The sequence below is a fragment of the Xylanibacter rodentium genome, from assembly GCF_013166575.1.
Taxonomy (GTDB): Bacteria; Bacteroidota; Bacteroidia; order Bacteroidales; family Bacteroidaceae; genus Prevotella; species Prevotella rodentium.
In genome coordinates, this window is sequence record NZ_JABKKE010000019.1 from 1 (window position 1) to 19549 (window position 19549).

General features: G+C 50.0%; 12 protein-coding genes. 5 read left to right on the plus strand and 7 right to left on the minus strand.

Annotated elements, in window-relative coordinates; genetic code table 11:
* Positions 1–894: 894 nt before the first annotated feature.
* Positions 895–2214, plus strand: a complete 1320-nt coding sequence (gene nhaA, locus HPS55_RS10825) for a Na+/H+ antiporter NhaA (RefSeq protein WP_172178091.1) — start codon at positions 895–897, stop codon at positions 2212–2214.
* Positions 2215–2458: 244 nt separating this feature from the next.
* Here nhaA and uvrA read toward each other — a convergent pair whose 3' ends face one another.
* The 3 genes from uvrA to HPS55_RS10840 all read right to left on the minus strand — a co-directional run bounded on the left by uvrA (position 2459) and on the right by HPS55_RS10840 (position 6708).
* On the minus strand, positions 2459–5398 hold the full coding sequence (gene uvrA / locus HPS55_RS10830) for an excinuclease ABC subunit UvrA (RefSeq protein WP_172178093.1): 2940 nt from the start codon (positions 5396–5398) through the stop codon (positions 2459–2461).
* A 13-nt stretch (positions 5399–5411) separates the two neighbouring features.
* Positions 5412–6095 (minus strand): gliding motility-associated C-terminal domain-containing protein, encoded by a 684-nt coding sequence (locus tag HPS55_RS10835; protein WP_172178095.1) that lies wholly within the window; start codon positions 6093–6095, stop codon positions 5412–5414.
* A gap of 91 nt (positions 6096–6186) precedes the next feature.
* Positions 6187–6708 carry a hypothetical protein gene (locus HPS55_RS10840; RefSeq protein WP_172178097.1) on the minus strand — a complete coding sequence of 174 codons (522 nt, stop codon included), beginning with the start codon at positions 6706–6708 and terminating at the stop codon, positions 6187–6189.
* A gap of 297 nt (positions 6709–7005) precedes the next feature.
* On the opposite strand from HPS55_RS10840, the gene HPS55_RS10845 reads away from it, so the two are divergent.
* The 4 genes from HPS55_RS10845 (at position 7006) to HPS55_RS10860 (ending at position 11913) form a co-directional block, all read left to right on the plus strand.
* Positions 7006–8382 carry an amino acid ABC transporter substrate-binding protein gene (locus HPS55_RS10845; RefSeq protein ID WP_172178099.1) on the plus strand — a complete coding sequence of 459 codons (1377 nt, stop codon included), beginning with the start codon at positions 7006–7008 and terminating at the stop codon, positions 8380–8382.
* The gene (locus HPS55_RS10850) at positions 8382–9152 is read left to right on the plus strand and encodes a porin family protein (protein ID WP_432766846.1); all 771 of its coding nucleotides are present in this window, start codon (positions 8382–8384) and stop codon (positions 9150–9152) included. Before HPS55_RS10845 ends, HPS55_RS10850 begins: the two co-directional genes overlap by 1 nt.
* A 2-nt stretch (positions 9153–9154) precedes the next feature.
* Positions 9155–10687 carry a peptide MFS transporter gene (locus HPS55_RS10855; protein ID WP_172178102.1) on the plus strand — a complete coding sequence of 511 codons (1533 nt, stop codon included), beginning with the start codon at positions 9155–9157 and terminating at the stop codon, positions 10685–10687.
* Positions 10688–10899: 212 nt separating this feature from the next.
* Positions 10900–11913 carry an endonuclease/exonuclease/phosphatase family protein gene (locus HPS55_RS10860; RefSeq protein ID WP_172178104.1) on the plus strand — a complete coding sequence of 338 codons (1014 nt, stop codon included), beginning with the start codon at positions 10900–10902 and terminating at the stop codon, positions 11911–11913.
* A gap of 210 nt (positions 11914–12123) precedes the next feature.
* Here the strand turns inward: HPS55_RS10860 and HPS55_RS10865 are convergent, their stop codons facing one another.
* From HPS55_RS10865 to HPS55_RS10880, 4 genes are all read right to left on the minus strand, one after another.
* Entirely contained in the window at positions 12124–13539 is a 1416-nt protein-coding gene (locus HPS55_RS10865; RefSeq protein WP_172324960.1) for an MFS transporter, read from the minus strand.
* A gap of 91 nt (positions 13540–13630) precedes the next feature.
* A complete protein-coding gene (locus tag HPS55_RS10870; protein WP_172178108.1) occupies positions 13631–15805 on the minus strand; it encodes an alpha/beta hydrolase family protein in 2175 nt (724 codons plus the stop codon).
* Positions 15806–15984: 179 nt separating this feature from the next.
* Positions 15985–17877, minus strand: a complete 1893-nt coding sequence (gene yidC, locus HPS55_RS10875) for a membrane protein insertase YidC (protein WP_172178110.1) — start codon at positions 17875–17877, stop codon at positions 15985–15987.
* Positions 17870–19480: a CTP synthase gene (locus tag HPS55_RS10880; protein WP_172178112.1), complete on the minus strand. Its 1611-nt coding sequence runs from the start codon at positions 19478–19480 to the stop codon at positions 17870–17872. The genes yidC and HPS55_RS10880 overlap by 8 nt, the downstream gene beginning before the upstream one ends.
* Positions 19481–19549 lie beyond the last annotated feature (69 nt).

Genomic DNA, 19549 nt, shown 5'->3' on the forward strand with positions numbered 1-19549 from the left:
AGGGTAATGGGTTACCTCACCGACTGACCGGTTCTTCCTTAATACGACAAAGGTAAGAAACAGTCTTGAGTTGTCATAATTATAACTCCTGTTTTTTTAAATATGCGACTGCGTCGCAATCTTCTGCAAACTTAGAGCAAGGGCAAAAGCATAAAAACATACAATACATAAACTGTAAACACCTGATAATTAATGCTTTTGCCCTTTCAGGGCGAGTGCGTACAATCGTGTTGTTCCCAGGGTGCCGCTTCGCTCTGCCCCGGGCTATGTGCTTGTTGCCTTTTCAAGGCGCATCCATCCTATATCAGGACGATTATGTAGTTTAATTTTGTTGACTAACTTATATCCTGACATGGTTGATGGAAAAAGAACCAAGGGTCTTAATCCCATTTCTAATGATTAGGATTTCGCCATTATGTATTTCATAAAGTGGATTGGCCTTGACAGCCATCGCTGACACCCATGGTTGATGGCTGTTTATAATGCTGTTAAATTATATTTTTGTTTTTACTGGAGATAGTTATCAAAGGTTCGCGAACGTCCCGTCATGTCATTATACATGCCTCTACAATCTTGCTCTCAAAACCTAATAGCAGCTATCTGCAAAAGAAATGGAGCGGCAGCTTCATATTTCAACAGTTCATCTGGACGTCGGACCGGAGTATGCGGATTACATGTTAGAGGGTATCGCCTGAGTATTGGATAAAAAATATATAGATTTTTCCCAAAAACGACATGCACGTGATACGTTGGATCAGGTGATGAAGATACATACAATTCCTCTTTTAACTACTTTAATGTTATCATAACATAAATGTTGTTTGACGGTTTGTAGCTTTTTCTTAACTTTGCATCCGTATTAATTCAAGGATAACAAATAACACAGGAAAAGCTATGCAAAGACAACATCAGACCGCAATCGGAGAAAGGATCATTGCACCGGTGCAGCAGTTTATCAATCAGGAGAAGTCGGGCGTCGTTGTGCTCGGATTGGCCATCGTCGTGGCTATGGTGATGGCAAATACGCCGTGGAGCGACGCCTGGCATCACTTCTTTGAACAGAAATTCGGTTTTGTATTCAACGGTGACTACTATCTGTATTACAGTCTGCACCATTGGATAAACGACGGGCTGATGTCTATGTTCTTCTTTGTTGTCGGACTGGAGCTGAAACGCGAGTTCATCGGCGGAGAATTGTCAGACCTTCGCAACACGATATTGCCCATCGGGGCGGCTTTGCTCGGTATGCTTGTACCTGCGATGATATACTTGTCGCTCAATATCGGCACGGGTGCCGCTGGCGGATGGGGAATACCTATGGCCACCGATATTGCCTTTTCGTTGGCTATAATATCACTGCTTGGCAGCAGGGTACCGATGTCGGTCAAGGTATTCCTTACCACATTGGCCATTGTCGACGACCTTGGCGCCGTGCTCGTGATAGCCCTGTTCTATACCTCGGAGATATCGCTGGTGAGCATCGCCGTGGGCATGGCCTTTCTGTTGGTTATGTTTGCGGCCAACAAGATGGGCATAAAGAATGTGATCTTCTATGGAGTTATAGGAATCGGCGGTGTGTGGACGGCGTTTCTCATGTCGGGTGTGCATGCCACGATATCCGCCGTGCTGGCCGCTTTTATGATACCGGCCGACTCTCGGTTGCCGGAGTCGGCCTATATAAAGAGAGTGGGGCGGCTGTTGAGACACTTTCGTGAGTTGAAACCCAACGATGTTCCTACGCTTGAGGATAAGCAGGTGGAGATAATAGACCGTGTCATAGACAATTCGCGTGCTGCCATTCCACCCCTGCAGCGTCTTGAGCACGCCATGCATCCGCTGGTGTCGTTTGTGATAATGCCCATATTCGCACTTGCCAATGCCGGTGTGTCGTTCGACGGCATTAATCTCCAGGATGTTTTCTCTACAAACATTGCAGCCGGAGTGATGTTCGGGTTGTTGGTCGGCAAACCAGTGGGAATCGTTTTGTCCACGGTTATGCTGTCCAAGTTGGGTATTGCATCACCGTCAGGTGGTCTGACCATACGCCGACTTTTGGGCATAGGTTTTCTTGCATCCATAGGTTTCACCATGTCTATGTTCATTTCCACACTTGCCTTTGCCGACGGGGCATCTCTTGTGCAGGCAAAACTTGGTATTTTCACCGCATCTGTAGCAGGTGGATGGATTGGCTATGTGCTGCTGCGCAAATCGTAGGGAAGTGGTGTTGTAACCGCCGTGAGAAAATGATGTTAATAACTTTACTCAGTAATCTTATTAATATTGAGGTGTAATGTTATTGACTTTAAACAGTAAAGTTATTAACTACATTTTGCCACGAGGCCGCCGTGACAGGCTGGCGAGGTCTCCGAAATCACTTTTGATGAGCATGGCGGAATGTTTCCCTGCCCTCTGCCAAGGCTTATATGGTTCTCCTTATCCGCCTTGGTATACAACTCCTTTAATTCCTGTTATTTATACCTTTATTTTCCAACTCAGCCTTGAGGAACCGCGGGGTGTATCCCTTCGTGCTCTCGGCCACTTCCTCGGGCGTACCCACGGACAGCACCTCGCCGCCGCCGCGTCCGCCTTCCGGTCCCATGTCGATGATGTGGTCTGCCAGTTTGATGACGTCGAGGTTGTGCTCGATGATTACTACCGTATTGCCGCGGTCCACAAGACGGCCAATCACCTCCATCAGTATCCTGATATCTTCAAAATGCAGACCTGTAGTAGGCTCGTCGAGTATGTAAAGAGTCCGGCCCGTGTCTTTCTTGCTCAGTTCGGTTGCCAGTTTCACGCGCTGGCTCTCGCCTCCCGACAGAGTGGTGGAAGGTTGTCCGAGCTTTATATATCCAAGTCCGACATCTTGAATTGTCTTTATCTTGCGCAGAATGTCGGGCACGTTTTCGAAGAACTCCACTGCTTGGTTTATCGTCATGTCGAGTACGTCGGCAATGCTCTTGCCTTTGTAGCGCACCTCGAGCGTCTCGCGGTTGTAGCGCTTGCCGTGACACACCTCGCATGGAACCATAACATCGGGCAGAAAGTTCATTTCGATGGTCTTGTATCCGTTGCCTCCGCAGGTTTCGCAGCGTCCGCCCTTTACGTTGAACGAGAAGCGCCCCGGCTTGTATCCGCGTATCTTTGCTTCGGGCAGATTGACAAACAGCGAGCGTATGTCGGCGAATACGCCTGTATATGTGGCCGGATTGGAGCGCGGTGTGCGTCCCAAAGGACTTTGGTCGACGTTGACCACCTTGTCTATATGCTCAAGTCCGTCGATGCTGTCGTATGGCATCGGTTTCTTGATCGAGCGGTAGAAATGCTGCGAGAGAATGGGCTGCAGCGTCTCGTTGACGAGTGTAGACTTGCCCGAACCGCTTACGCCCGTCACCACAATCAGCTTGCCAAGCGGGAACTCGACATCCACATGCTTCAGATTGTTGCCCGATGCACCTCTTATCCACAGGCTGTTGCCGTTGCCGGTACGTCGCTTGGCCGGTATATTGATGTTGCAACGGCCGGTGAGATAGGCGGCGGTAGAGCCGTCGATGCTGTTCTCGTTATGGGAGGGGTGGGAAAGATGGGAGGGAGTGGAGGGATGTGATGGCTTGGAAGATTTGGAGGAATTGGACAAGCCAAGCAGCTCTGCCGGTGTGCCCTGAAACACTACTTCACCGCCTTTGCGTCCGGCCTTGGGGCCGATGTCGATGAGGTAGTCGGATGCCAGCATCATGTCTTTGTCGTGTTCCACGACGATGACTGTGTTGCCGATGTCTCGCAATTCTTTAAGAGAAGATATCAGCCGTTCGTTGTCGCGTTGGTGCAGACCGATGCTCGGCTCGTCGAGGATGTATAGCACGTTGACCAGTTGCGAACCTATCTGTGTGGCCAGACGTATGCGCTGGCTTTCACCGCCCGACAGCGTTGCCGACTGGCGGTTGAGCGACAGATAGTCGAGACCCACTTCAAGCAGAAAGTCGACACGTGTGCGGATTTCCTTCAATATCTCTTCGGCTATCTGCCGCTGCTGACTGTTCAGGTGCTCTTTCACATGATTGAGCCATTCGCGCAGTTCGGCGATGTCCATGTCGGCCAGTTCGGCAATGTTCTTGTCCCAAATGCGATACGACAATGCCTCGCGGTTGAGCCTTTGTCCCTTGCACTCCGGACACCGGCACACGGCCATGAACTGGTCGGCCCACTTCTGCACAGTGGCCGAATCGTCGCTGTCTATCAACGTGCGCAGGTACTTCACCACACCGTCGAATGCCACGAAATAATCGCTCGATGTCTTCACAAGATCCTTGTCTATGCGCACGTTCTCAAGCGAGCCATACAGGATTTCGCTCATTGCTTCGTCGGGGATGTCTTCTACGGGCGTCTTTATGTCGCAGTCGTATTTCTTCAGTATGGCGTCGATCTGCCAGAAAATCATCTGGTTCCTGTACTTTCCCAACGGAACGATTGCACCGGCGTGTATGCTCAGCCGGCGGTCGGGGATGACCTTTTTCATGTCGATCTCGTTGATCTGTCCCAGTCCCTTGCAGTGTGGGCATGCGCCTTGAGGCGAGTTGAACGAGAAGTTGTTCGGTGCAGGATCGCTGTATGATATTCCCGTCGTCGGGCACATCAGACGTTTGGAGAAATATTTGGCCTCGTCCGTCTCGTGGTCGAGAATCATTATCAGACCGTCGCCCTGCTTCATGGCCGTGGCCACTGTCTTCTTCAGCCGCTCGTTGTCCTTGTCCTTGGGCTGTACCTGCATCTTGTCTATCACCACCTCGATGTCGTGGTTCTTGTAGCGGTCGGTCTTCATGCCGCGGGCAATCTCCTTCACCTCGCCGTCCACACGCACATGCAGATATCCCTTCTTGCGCATGCTCTCGAACAGTTCGCGATAGTGTCCTTTGCGGCTGCGCACGAGCGGGGCCAGTATGTATATGCGCCGGCCGGCGTAGTCGTCTGTTATCATCTCGAGCACGCGTTCCTCGGTATACTTCACCATCTCCTCGCCTGTGGCATAGCTGTAGGCGCGTCCGGCCCGTGCGAAGAGCAGGCGCATGAAGTCGTATATCTCGGTCGTGGTGCCCACGGTGGAGCGCGGGTTCTTGTTGGTTGTCTTCTGCTCAATGCTTATCACCGGGCTGAGGCCCGTAATCTTGTCCACGTCGGGCCGTTCCATGCCTCCGAGAAAGTTGCGGGCATAGGCCGAGAATGTCTCGATGTAGCGCCGCTGGCCCTCTGCGAATATAGTGTCAAATGCCAGTGACGACTTGCCCGAGCCCGAAAGACCCGTGATTACGGTCAGACTGTTGCGTGGTATCTCCACGTCTATGTTTTTAAGGTTGTGCACGCGCGCACCCCACACGTTGATTTTCTTGTCTTCTCTTTGCATAATCCTTTACGCATTAATATTCTGCTCCCCCTTCGGTATAGTCGAGAAGCACGTTCACATCGCGCTTGATGTTATATTCCCGGCCGTCGGCTCCCTTGGCCTTCACCAGCACAAAATACACTCCGGCCTTGACTTTCTTGCCGCCTTGGGTGCCGTCCCATCCGCCGTTGATGTCGGTCCACTCGTATATCTTGTGTCCCCAGCGGTTGAAGATGTAGGCTTTGAACTCTACGATGCTCTTATGGTTGGGCTTGGCCTTGTATATGTCGTTTATGCCGTCGCCGTTGGGCGAGAATGCGTTTGGCATCTCAAGCAGGCTCGTGCTGATGCTCACGCGTATGGTGCCTGTCAGTTCCGGTTCGCCGTCGCCATAGCTCACGTAGAGTGACACGGCCGTTGTTCCCGACTCGCGAAACTCAAACTCCGTGTTCTCTTCGTAGCGCACGATGTAGGCGTCGGTCTGTCCGTCCTTGACAAACCGCCATTCGTATGCCGGTGTCACACCGTCGTCGATGTGCGACGGGTTGGCCCTGAATGTGACCCGCAGCGGTGCCTGTGCGTCGACAATGGCTTCGGTCTCTTCCATTTCGTCGCCGTCAACGGTATAATATGCCGTCGGATTGAAGTCGGCAAAAGCGCTTGCCGGCAGCAATGCTGCCAGCAATACGGCCAATATAAGTCTTGTTCTAATTGTCATGGTTGCATTAAATAAAGATGTGGAATGCAAAGTTAAGCAGAAATTTCCGATTATTACTTCTGTCACCGTGATAAAATGAATGAGATGCCGATTAATCGAAGTAATCGTATTGAGAGATAAAGAAATCTTCGATTTGCCTTATCATATCCTTGTTGTTTTTCAGTGCATTTTTGTTTATGAGCATATATGCACTTTTGCCGATGTTCTCCTTATGATGGAAATATTCGTCGCTGAAGTATGTGGCTACAAGTTTTGAATACACCCTATACCGTTTTGTCCCACATTCATTTTCTCCCAGATTGTTGGAGCCGATAAATCCAAAAGATGCGTTTGGGTTTTCTTTGAATATGGAGAGCATTATCTTTATGCAGGTATTTATAATTCGTCGCGGTTCATAGGTATAGGTCAGCAGTCTGTATTTATTTTCAGACAGCCTGTGATTTTTGAGGTAAAATTTCACTGCATAGACGTCATATTTATACCGTTCTACGCGAACAATATAAACTAATTTAGATTTTTCCGACTTGAATCTGTATAGATGGGTTTCTAAAATACAGGTTCCATCTCCCTTTTCTTTCTGTATATAATGAAAAGGGTATGCGTTTTTAAGCATTATAATAAGTATGAATATACGGAAATTCTTCTTTTAAGAAGTTCTTCTTTTGGCACATCAGATAATTTGAATGAATTTTTATTTTCATTCCGTGAAGTAACATTGTCTTTTTGACAGTGTCTCTTCTCAATTTGTTTTGATACGATATTGCCCATGATTTGGTTCTTAAACGTATTTGTTTGCAAATATACGCATAATGGAAGAAAGAAACAAATTTATATGCCTTATTCCGCTTTTTTTTGTTAATTTTGTAGGCGATTTTATGTTTTTGACATTACTGTTATTACAAAAATGAGAATGAAACTGACATTACGATACTTGTTGCCATTGTTGGTGGCCGCGTTCTTCTGCGGAACCGTGACGGCGCAGACCACAAAGTGGAAAGAGATACACAAGGTAAAGAAGAAGGAAACCATCTTCGGCATAGCCCGCGACAATGGGATTACCGTGGAAGAGCTGGTAAAGGCCAATCCCGAGATGGCCAGTCCCGACTATAAGTTGAAAAAGGGCGAAACCATATTTATTCCTTATCCCGCTGCCAATGCCGCAGCGAAGCCGTCTGCCGGCACCGCAGCCGTAGCCAAGCCGGAGCAGCCCAAGGATGTGGACATGAGGAAGAGGGAGATACGTGTGGGCGTGATGCTGCCGCTGCATGATGTGAATGGCGACGGAAAGCGCATGGTGGAATACTATCGCGGAATGCTCATGGCCTGCGACAGTCTGAAGCAGAACGGCATATCGGTGGACGTAAGGGCGTGGAACGTGCCGGAGGATGCCGACATTGCCAAGACGCTTAGGGACAAGAACGCGGCACGGTGCGACCTGATAGTCGGGCCGCTGTACTCCAAGCAGGTGAAGCCGCTCTCCGACTTTGCCCGCGAGCACGACATCAAGGTGCTGATACCGTTCTCCATCAATGCCCCCGAGATATCTTCCAACAGGAACATCTTCCAGGTGTATCAGAGCCCGTCGGAATATAACGAGGCGGTTATAGGTCGCTTTCTGGAGAAGTTTTCCGGATATCACACGGTGTTCGTCGACTGCAACGACACGACGAGCAAGAAGGGTGTCTTCACGTTCGGACTGCGCCGCCGCATGGAAACAATGGGCCGCAGCCATTCCATCACCAACCTGAAGTCGACAGAGCAACAGTTTGCCAAGGCATTCAGCGCCACAATGCCCAATGTGGTGGTTCTCAACACGGGCCGCTCGCCCGAACTGAATGTGGCTTTCGCCAAACTCAACAACCTGGCTATGAACAATACGAAGCTGACGGTGACGATGTTCGGATATACCGAATGGATGATGTACACGAAGTACAATCTTGACAACTATTACAAGTTTGATACATACATCCCAGCTTCGTTCTATATGAACCCGCTTTCGGCAAAGACCGCGCGCATAGAGCAGAAATTCCGGTGGAACTTCCATACGGACATGCAGCAGGCTCTGCCGCGTTTTGCCATCACCGGATTTGACCACGCATATTATTTCATCAAGGGGCTGCACATGCACGGAAAGCAGTTCAACGGTGCGCGCGGCGTGGTGGGATACACACCCATACAGACACCGCTGCACTTTGAGCGCGTTGCGGAAGGCGGCGGCTATCGCAACGGCAGCATACTTTTCGTGCACTATACCACGGGTCACAGGATAGAGACGCTCAACTTCTGATGCATATGTTCGGCAGATTCATATTGTTGGCGGCAATGGCCGTAGGGTTTTCAGCCGGTGTCAGCGCACAGGTGGGAGAGCACCGCAGCGAACTGAGTGTGGGCGTGAACGGCGGATACGTGATGAGCAACGTGGGCTTCAATCCGTCCATACCGCAGAAGAGCCTCGGTGGAATTTCGGGCGGACTGACAGTGCGCTACACGTGCGAAAAATACTTCAACAGCATCTGCGCCCTTGTGGGTGAGGTGAACTATACGCAGACGGGATGGAAGGAAGACATACTGACGGCTGAAGACATGCCGGTGATAAACCAGGTCACGGGATTGCCTGAGGAGTATCAGCGCAGGCTCAATTATATCCAGATGCCGCTTATGGCGCGCATGGGGTGGGGGCGCGAGCGCAAGGGATTGCAGTTCTTCTGCCAGCTCGGGCCGCAGCTTGGACTGTTCATGAGCGACAAGGCAAAGGCAAACTTTGACTGGGACAAGCGGAACACCGCCGACCGTATAGGGGTGCAGCGCGACGCCACACAGGACTCTCTGCCAATACAGCGCAAGTTTGACTACGGTATTGTAGGCGGTCTCGGACTGGAGTACTCCCATCCCAAGGTGGGGCATTTCATCATCGAAGGACGCTATTATTACGGGCTTGGGGACATATTCAACAATTCGAAGCGCGATTACTTCGGGCGAAGCAATCTTAACAATATCGTCGTCAAGCTGACTTATCTTTTTGACATATCACGGACTAATAACCCTAAAATTAAATAATTATGTTTGAAGGACAACCTAAAGGTCTTTACGCGTTGGCATTGGCCAACACCGGTGAGCGATTCGGATATTATACGATGCTTGCCGTATTCGCATTGTTTCTGCGAGCCAACTTCGGTTTGTCAGCAGAGGCAGCCAGTTATATATATGGTGCCTTTCTGATGACTGTCTATTTCTTCCCGCTTTTCGGTGGTATGCTGGCCGACAAGTTCGGCTTTGGAAAGATGGTAACCACCGGAATTATAGTAATGTTTGCCGGCTATCTGCTGCTTTCAGTTCCACTCGGAGGCGACACCGTAGCGCTGGCTGTTATGATAGCCTCGCTGTTGCTCATAGGGTTCGGTACCGGTCTGTTCAAGGGCAACCTGCAGGTGATGGTGGGCAATCTGTATGACGATCCGCGATATTCGGTAAAGCGTGATTCCGGCTTCTCGCTGTTCTATATGGCCATCAATATCGGTGCGATGTTTGCTCCCACAATGGCGGTCAAGATAAAGGAGTATGCCGAAGTCTCGCTGGGCTATTCGTCCAACGATGCTTATCATTTCTCGTTTGCTGTAGCTTGTGCCTCATTAATTTTGTCGATGGTCATATATTATGTTTGCCGAGGCATGTTCAAGCATGCTGAAGGAGCTGGACGGGCTGTAAGCAAAGAAGGCGAAACGACTGTTGAAGAGCTTTCTCCGGCAGAGACAAAACAGCGCATTGTAGCTCTGTGCCTTGTGTTTGCCGTGGTAATTTTCTTTTGGATGGCTTTCCATCAGAACGGTCTTACACTGACGTTCTTTGCTGATGAATTCACTGCTACAACGTCCGAGGGTGTTCAAGCCATGGCTTTCGATGTATGGAATCTTGTGCTTGTCATCTTTATTGTGTATGGAGGATTCTCTCTTTTCCAGAGCAAGACATCAAAGGCAAAAGGCATTTCTGCCGCAGTGATTGTTGTTGCAGTTGGCATTCTTGTATGGAAGTATCAGCAACTTGCCGGTACGGTCAATGTTTCTGCTCCTATATACCAACAGTTCAATCCGTTCTATGTGATAGCTCTTACACCGGTATTTATGGCCATATTCGGTGCACTTGCCGCTAAAGGCAAAGAGCCTTCAACTCCACGTAAGATTGCTTACGGTATGGTTATAGCGGCTTCTGCCTTTGCTCTGCTGGTATTCTTCTCGTTAGGACTGCCTGCTCCTGCCACAGAGGCGGGTCCCGACGGCAAGCCGGTCGCTGTGCATGTTGCCGATGTCACGCCTAATCTGTTGATTGGCACTTACCTGATACTTACTTTCGCCGAACTGTTCATTTCTCCTATGGGCATATCGTTTGTTACAAAGATTGCTCCCCCTAAGTATAAAGGAATGATGATGGGCGGATGGTTTGTCGCTACAGCCTTGGGCAATCAGCTTGTGACTGTCGGAGGATTGTTGTGGGGACCGGTCGCTCTGTGGGTATGTTGGGCAGTGTTCATGACTGTATGTATCGTTGCCGCCATCTTCATGTTTGCCATGATGAAACGTCTGGAGAAGGTTTGCTGATAATATAACGTCTGCTTGTAGGGACATTTTTTGTATTTGTCCGTATTATATAATTTTATTACCGACAAATGCAAAAATATGTCCCTGTAAGTTGGTGGCGTTTACAATTATCTTTGTTGCTTTATTGACGGTGTATTCTTGATGCAGGACTGTCAATCTTCAATTTCTCATTTTCAGTTTTTAATTCTTCACTTTTAAGTTTTGATTTAGCAATGTTTCTCAGTCTGCTGCTGTCTTCATATCTCACTTTCGTGGAGTTGAACTGCGAGAATATGTTTGACTGCCGCCATGACAGTCTGAAAAACGATGTGGAATATCTGCCCGATTCCGGGCGGCACTGGACGCCGTGGAAGTATTGGCGCAAACTGAACAATATTTCCCGGGCGATTGTTTCGTGCGGCATACCGGTAGACGACCGTTATATCAGTAGTGCCGGTAATGTCAGTGGCGGTGGTTTCGATGATATTGCCTATGGAGGCGATTACCGTCTGCCCGACCTGATAGCGCTTTGTGAGGTGGAGAACGACAGCGTGATGTCCGATCTCACACAACGTTCTTTGTTGCGTACGGCGCGTTACAGATATATTATGACAGATTCGCCCGACATGCGTGGCATAGATGTGGCCTTGATGTATTCTCCTTTTTCGTTCTCACCGATACGTCATTATCCGCTCAGGGTAGATCCGGTTGCGGGTATGAGACCCACACGCGACATTCTGTATGTGTCGGGACGCACCGTTACGGACGATACGCTGCATGTGTTTGTGGTGCACGCGCCGAGTCGTTATGGAGGTGAGAAGCATTCGCGTCCGTTTCGTATGGCTGTGGCGGGCAGGCTGTGCGCGGCCGTCGATTCGGTGCGGGCGGTGTCACCCGACGCGGTGATTATCATTGCGGGCGACTTCAACGACTATTCCGGTGACGCAGCCATCGGCTTTATCACGTCTCGCGGCGTTGTCGATGTCACCCGTTCATCGCGCGGCCGCAACGGTGTGGCCAAGGGTACGTATCGCTATAAGGGCCGTTGGGGCAGTCTCGACCATGTTCTTATGAGCCGCAATCTGGCGGAGCGGGTGTGTTCGGCGTTTGTCAACGATGCTCCGTTTCTGCTTGAAGAGGACAAGAAATATGGCGGGTTCAAGCCTTTCCGCTCATATACCGGCTATCGCTTTTCGCCCGATGGCACGAGCGACCATCTGCCTCTGGTGGTGAAAATCGGGTTGTGAAGGGTGTAGATGCGTGATGCGCTTTTATCTGTTATATCCTGATTCGGGATAAAAGCGGCTGTAAGCACGATATGGATTAAAAATAGTAGGGACTTCTTGTATTTGTCCGCCAAATATATTGCGAACGGACAAATACAAGAATATGTCCCTACAAGTTCAAGTTTTTAATTTTACCACAGTCCCTACAAGTTATAAGAACTGATTCTTATCTTATGCCTTGATATTGGGCTCCTCCAGACCGAAGTGGTTCTTGCGGTCGATGGCTTTCAGGTAGATAGCCAGTATGAGAGCGGCCACACCGAAGCATGCGAAGATGACGAGCGGCATGGTGTAGTTGTAGGGAATGAACTCGTCGCCGGCCTCCTTGGCTGCAATTACGGCGGGGTTGTTGGCGTTTGAGCTGGCGAGCACGCTACCTATCAGCATCGGCACGAAGCAAAGACCGATGTTCTGCACCCAGAAAATGAGGCAGTAGGCGCTGCCGAGCACTTTCTCATCGATAATCTTGGGCACGCTGGGCCACAGCGCTGCGGGTACGAGGGCAAACGAAATGCCGAGCAGTACGATGGTAGAGTAGGCGATGACGTGGCTGTGGGTGGCCGGCAGCACAAAGGCGAATATGAGGTGGCAGGCTATCAGCAGGATGGCACCCCACATGAGCATTGTGGCGCCCTTACCCTTGTGGTCGAGGAACGAGCCGAGGAACGGCGTGATAACGGCGGCACCGATGGGGAACCAACGGAAGATGTTGGAGGCAGCGGCGGGTGAGATACCGTCAAGGTTGCACTGCAACATATTGGCACCGTAACGCTGAAAGGGGAAGATGGCCGAGTAGTAGAGCACGCAGAGCAGTGCTACCACCCAGAAAATCTGGCTGGTGAGGATGTTCTTGAGGTCGGCCACCTTAAACTCTTCGTCGCTTGTCTCATTGCTGCCGTCGGCTCCGAGCTGTGCGTCGAGCTTGCGGTCCATGAATGTGAAGACGGTATAGGTGATGAGACCGATGAACACGAGGGCGGTGCAGAAGCCTACCGGTGCGGCTATCGAACCCATCTTCTCGGCCAGTATCGGCGAAATTGAGAAGATGGCGAACACACCGACGCGGGCAATGGCCATTTCAAGACCCATGGCGAGGGCCATCTCCTTGCCCTTGAACCACTTGGCAATGGCTTTTGATACGGTGGTGCCGGCCATCTCGCAGCCGCAACCGAATATCATGAAGCCGAACGAAGCCAGCTTGGCGCTTGCGGGCATTGTTATCCACCATGAGTCGAGCCATGTGGCAAGACCGGTACCGGGGAACCAATCGCTAACGGCGTAGAACTTGATGGCGGCGCCGATGAACATCATCGAAGCCGACAGCTCGCCGGTGAAGCGGATGCCGCACTTGTCGAGGATGACTCCGGCAATGATGAGGAAGCCGAACACGTTGAGCAGATACTCACTGGCGGCGTATGTTCCGAATACGCTCGGACTCCAGCCGCGCTCCTGCTCCACGAGTGACTGGAGGGGCGACATAACGTCTACAAACATATAGCCGAAGAACATCATCAAGGCTATAAGGATAAGGGCCGTCCATCTCATGGCTTTAGAATCATTGATTCTTTTCTGAATTGTTTCTGTCATATTCTTGTTTTATTTTATTGTTTAAACGTTCACGTTTGTTTTTCTGTTTCGTCTTGCAGATTGCTTATTTGAGCGTCTTGTTTCTTCAGACTTACTTCTTCAACCATCGGTCGAGCCATCCGAAGAATGTGCGTTGCCAGAGAATTCCGTTCTGAGGTTTGAGCACCCAGTGGTTCTCGTCGGGGAAGATGAGCAGTTCGGCAGGAATGCCGCGCATTCGGGCGGCGTTGAAAGCACCGAAACCTTGGTTGGCATTGATGCGGTAGTCTTTTTCTCCGTGTATGCAGAGGATGGGAGTGTCCCACCTGTCAACAAACTTGTGTGGAGAGTTATCGTATGTTTTCTTTGCGTTTGCTGTGAGTGGCTTGTTCCAATAGGCGTCTTCATACTCCCAGTTGCTGAACCAGGCTTCCTCTGTGTCGGTGTACATTGATTCGAGGTTGAAGGCACCGTCGTGGGCTATGAAACACTTGAAGCGTTTGTCGTGATGTCCGGCGAGGTAGTAGACGCTGAATCCTCCGAAACTTGCTCCTACGGCGCCGAGGCGTTCGCGGTCGACGAAAGGCAGATTGTTTGCGGCATCGTCAATGGCAGAAATATAGTCGTCCATGCACTGGCCGGTCCAGTCACCGCTGACTTGCTCGTTCCACTCGGTGCCGAAGCCGGGGAGGCCGTGGCGGTTGGGGGCAATGACAACGTAGCCGTTGGCCGCCATTATCTGGAAGTTCCAGCGGTAGCTCCAGAACTGGCTCACGGGACTTTGCGGTCCGCCTTCGCAGAAAAGCAGTGTAGGGTATTTCTTGTCAGGGTTGAAGTCGGCCGGCAGTATTATCCAGCAGAGCATGTCCTTACCGTCGGTGGTCTTTACCCATCGTTGTTGTACCTTTCCGAATGTCAGTTGGTCGAGTATGTGTTTGTTTTCTTTCGTCACCTGTTCTATCTTTGTCTTCTTCACTTCTTTGCCTGGCGTGATGATGTATATGTCGGTAGGGGCTGACAGACTCTGACGCATGGCGAGCAGTTTGTTACCGTCGTTGGCGGGGGCTATGGATATGTAGTCGGCCCAGTCGTTGGTCAGCTGTTTCACTTCGCCTTTCATGTTGGTCTGATACACATTGATGCAACCGTGCCATACACCGACGAATGAGAGTGTCTTCGAGTCGGCACTCCAACAGAAAGCATCAACGTTAGAGTCGAACGACTCTGTCACATAGTCTTTAGCACCGCTCTCAAACGTATATATGCACAGGCGGTTGCGGTCGGCCTCATATCCGTCGCGGGCCATGCTGAGCCATGCCACGTGCTTGCCGTCGGGCGAGAATTGCGGGTTTGTGTCGTAGCCGGGATTGTTCTTCAGATTCTCATCGCTGTTTACCTTCTGGTCTTTCATGGTATGTGTGGGGGATACTGGGATGGGGGTGTATCCTTTTTCCTTGCAGAGATTCTGTGTCTCTTTGGTGTCCACGTTATACAGGTATATGTCGGAGTCGGTGGAGATGGCATAGTCGCGTCCGGTCTTTTTCCGGCATGTGTATGCTATGGTCTTCGAAGACGGGCTCCATGCCAGTTGCTCGATTCCTCCAAACGGCTCCATAGGACATTCGTAAGGCTCACCGTCGAGAATGTCTGTCATGACCGAACTGATGGTTCCGTCAGTATTCACGTCAGCGATGAAAGGATGCTGGATACTTTCCACGTAATGGTCCCAATGACGGTACATCAGGTCGGTGATACGGCGTCCCGTAGCAAGTGGAAGATCGTCAGGATTCTTCTTTATGATGTCGTTGAATGGCAGTGATTTCACTATGATTACCTTTTTGCCGTCGGGTGAGAATTTGAATGCTTCGACGGTCCCTTTCGTGTCGCTGATTCGGCGTCGGTCGGTGCCGTCATGTTCCATTGTCCATATCTCACCGGCCGACAGGTAGGCTATGCGTCCGTTTGTCCATGTGGGGTCAGTTTCGCTTTGGGTGCCGGTGGTGAGCTGGCGGTTGTTCTTGCCGTCGGCGTCGGTAGTGCATATCACCTGCCTGTTCTTGTTCTCCTTGACGCTGTAGTATCCTACCTGATATACAATCTTTTTGCCGTCAGCTGAGGCTTCGGCCGATGCTATCCGCCCCATGGCCCACATCGCTTCGGGGGTCATCATACGGCTGTTCAGTATGATATTGCTTTTACCGATGTTCACTGTGTTCTGTGCTTTGATGTTGCCGGTGTGCGGGAAAAGTGCTATTGCAGCGGCAACGATTATTTGATATGTTTTCATATGTCAGTGTAATATTAGGTTTCTTTTAAAGCACAGAGACGCAAATGCTCAAAGGATATATTACCGTTGTATGGATGTGTGCGGTGAATGACATTCTTTGAGCTTTTGCGTCTCTGCATATCTATTGAGGATATTTCATTTTTTGCTCGGGCTTTCTCGGTGCTTTGTCCGGACGGGTATCATTTACGTTTGTTCTGCATTTCGCGTTGTTGCCTTTGTATTTCGGCAGCCTGTTTCTGCATGGCTTCAAGGCGTGCGGCAAGACCGCTCGTCTTCTTCGGGTTCTTCTCGTTTTCCTTGTAGCGTGCCTCAAGAATAGAGAGAAGTTTGGCATCGTCGGTAGTCTTGCGGAGCGTCCACATGATGGCGGCACTGAAGAAGAGTGATATGAAGTAGTAGAAGTTGAGGCCGGCAGAGTAGTCGTTGAACATGAAGAAGAACATTACCGGCATGAGATACATCATCCATTGCATCATTTTCATCTGTTCGGCCTGTTGCCCGACCATCTGGTCGCGTTGCTGACGCATGCTCATAATCGAATAAAGTACGTTGGCCACGCAGAAGAGTATACATGTGAGGCTCAGATGGTCTCCGATGAGCCACAGGTTGGTATTCCATTCCCATATCGGGTCGTATGTGGACAAGTCGCTTATCCACAGGAAACTCTCTCCACGTAACTGTATGGCGTTGGGCACGAAGTTGAACATGGCAATCCAGATAGGCATCTGTATCAGCATAGGCAGACATCCCGACAGAGGGCTTACGCCATATTTGGAGTAGAGTGCCATCATGGCCTGCTGTTTCTGCATCTGGTCTTCGGGCTTGTCATATTGCTTGGTAGCCTCTTCGAGTTTCGGTCTCAGCACACGCATTTTGGCCGAACTCATGTAGCTCTTCTTCACCATAGGGAATGTGATGACTTTGAGTAGCAGCGTTATGAGGATGAGGACAATACCCATGTTTAGGCCAAATCCTGTAAGCCAGTCGAATACGTAAAGCGTAAACCATCGGTTGATTATTCGGAAGAGAGGCCATCCGAGATATACAAGCTGCTGCAGTTCGAGTTCCTTGCCGAAAGCACTTTCATCTTCGATGTCACTGAGCAGGCGGAAATCGTTAGGGCCTATGAACATTTCAAATTCTGTGGGTTTGGCTCCCGACGGATCGAAAGCGGTCTTCATCTTGGCTTCGTAGTGTTTCAGATATCCAGAGCCTTTCTCCTGTGGTATGCTTGTCATTAGCGAGTTGGCTGCAATGCCGTCCTTCGATATAAGGACGGCGCTGAAGAACTGATTCTTGAAAGCTACCCAGTCAAGAGCTTCCTCTATCTTTTCGTCGGTCTTCTCCGAAGTCTCGCTCAGATTGTCCGTTCCACCGTCTTTCTCCTTGTATGTCAGTGTAGCGTATCGGTTTTCAAACGTGAAACCTTTCTCCTGTTGTCGGCAGTTCTCGTTCCATTCGATGTCTACTTCGCGATAGTTGGGTGCGAACACTCCGGAAAGTCCTTCGGCACGTAGCGAAATGTGCATCAGATAGTCGCGTCCCAGTCTGTATTCGAGAATCAGCGCGCCGCCGTTGCCGGCTTTTGCGGTCATTGTGACTGTAGAGTCAGTTTGCCCCGATGGTGTGAAATACAAATCGGAAGTTATGATGTTGGTGTTTTTGCCCGCAAGCATGAAGTTCAGGTTTTGGTCATTGCCTTCGAACAGTGTCACGTCTTTGGCACCGTTGCGGTCTGTGAAGTTGAGTATCTTGGCTTTCTTTACTATGCCGCCTTTGGTGTCGAGGGTCAGCTCCACTTTCTCGTTCTTCAGTACAACCTGCTTGTTTACACCGTTCATCGACGGGTAAAACAGCGCTGTGGTGTCGCCTTGCGCGGCAGCCAAAGCCTGTGCTTTCTTCGTTATCTCTGCTATTTTCTTGTCCTTGTCGGCTTTCTCTTTCAGTACTGTGGCTATAGAGTCCTGTTTGCGTTGTGCTTCAATCTGTTCTTGTGTAGGCTGGTTGTACCAACTGAACACACCAAGTACGGCGAGTATCAGAATGAATCCGATAATGTTGTTCTTATTCATCTTTTTTGTTTTTGATGGCTGTTCTTATAAAATCTACAAATAGGGGGTGAGGGTTGAGTACGGTGCTTTGATATTCCGGGTGGAATTGCGTTCCTATATACCATTTCAGTCCCGGTATCTCGACAATCTCAACAAGGTTGCTCTCAGGGTTTCGTCCCGTACATAGCATGCCGTTGCGCTCGTACTCCGTCAGATAGTCGTTGTTGAATTCGTAACGGTGGCGGTGGCGTTCCTGTATATGTTCTTTTTTATAAATGTCCAATACGCGTGAGCCTTGTCTGAGCACACACTCGTATGCTCCCAAACGCATCGTTCCGCCCATGTTGGTGATGTTTTTCTGTTCCTCCATTATGTCTATGACATTGTGCGGTGTCTTTTCGTTCATTTCGCGGCTGTTGGCGTCTGAATAGCCAAGTACGTTGCGTGCAAACTCTATTACCATCATCTGCATGCCGAGACATATGCCGAATGTGGGGATGTCGTGTGTGCGTGTGTAGTGGGCTGCCACAATCTTGCCTTCGATGCCGCGTTGTCCGAATCCCGGACAAATCATGATGCCGTCCTGCCCGGAAAGTTTTTCGGCTACATTGTCTTCGGTAAGATTTTCAGAGTTGATAAAGGTAAGTATCGTCTTGTGGTCGTTGTATATTCCGGCTTGTGTGAGACTTTCGCGGATACTCTTGTATGCGTCTTGCAGATCGTATTTTCCGACCAGTCCTATGCGTATCTCTTTTGTGGCGTTGTTGCGCCGTTCGAGGAAGTTGCGCCACGGACCGAGTGTAGGCATATCGCCTATTTCCATTTGCAGTTTGCGCATTATGGCTGTGTCGAGTCCCTGTTTCTGCATGTTCACGGGTACTTCATATATCGACGGCAGGTCTTCGCTCTGTACCACGCAGTCCATGTCGACGTTGCAGAACGAAGCCACTTTTTTCAATATGTCGTTATTGAGATGTTTTTCTGTACGCAATACCAGCACGTCAGGTTGTATTCCCATGCTCTGCAGTTCCTTTACGGAGTGCTGTGTCGGTTTGGTCTTCAGTTCGCCGGCTGCTTTCAGATAGGGTACGTATGTAAGATGAACGCACACGGCGTTGCATCCCATTTCCCATTTCATCTGACGTATGGCCTCAAGGTACGGCATGCTTTCGATGTCACCGATGGTTCCGCCGATTTCGGTTATGACGAAGTCGTAGTGATACTTCTCGCCGAGCATCTTCACGTTGCGTTTTATTTCATTTGTAATGTGTGGTACCACTTGTATTGTCTTGCCCAGATAATCGCCGCGGCGCTCCTTGTCTATTACAGCTTTGTAGATGCGTCCCGTGGTGAGCGAGTTGGCCTTGGTGGTCTGTATGCCGGTGAAGCGCTCGTAATGACCGAGGTCGAGGTCGGTCTCCATGCCGTCCACCGTAACGTAGCATTCACCGTGCTCGTATGGGTTGAGTGTTCCCGGGTCGATGTTGATGTAAGGGTCAAACTTCTGAATGGTGATGTTATATCCCCTTGCCTGAAGCAACTTTCCTATTGAGGACGAAATAATGCCTTTGCCAAGCGATGAAACAACACCGCCGGTGACGAAGATATATTTTGTTTCTGCCACAATTAATATGATTTTTATGATTTATTTCCTAATACCTTAGATATTATACAAGGTGCAAAATTACTAAAA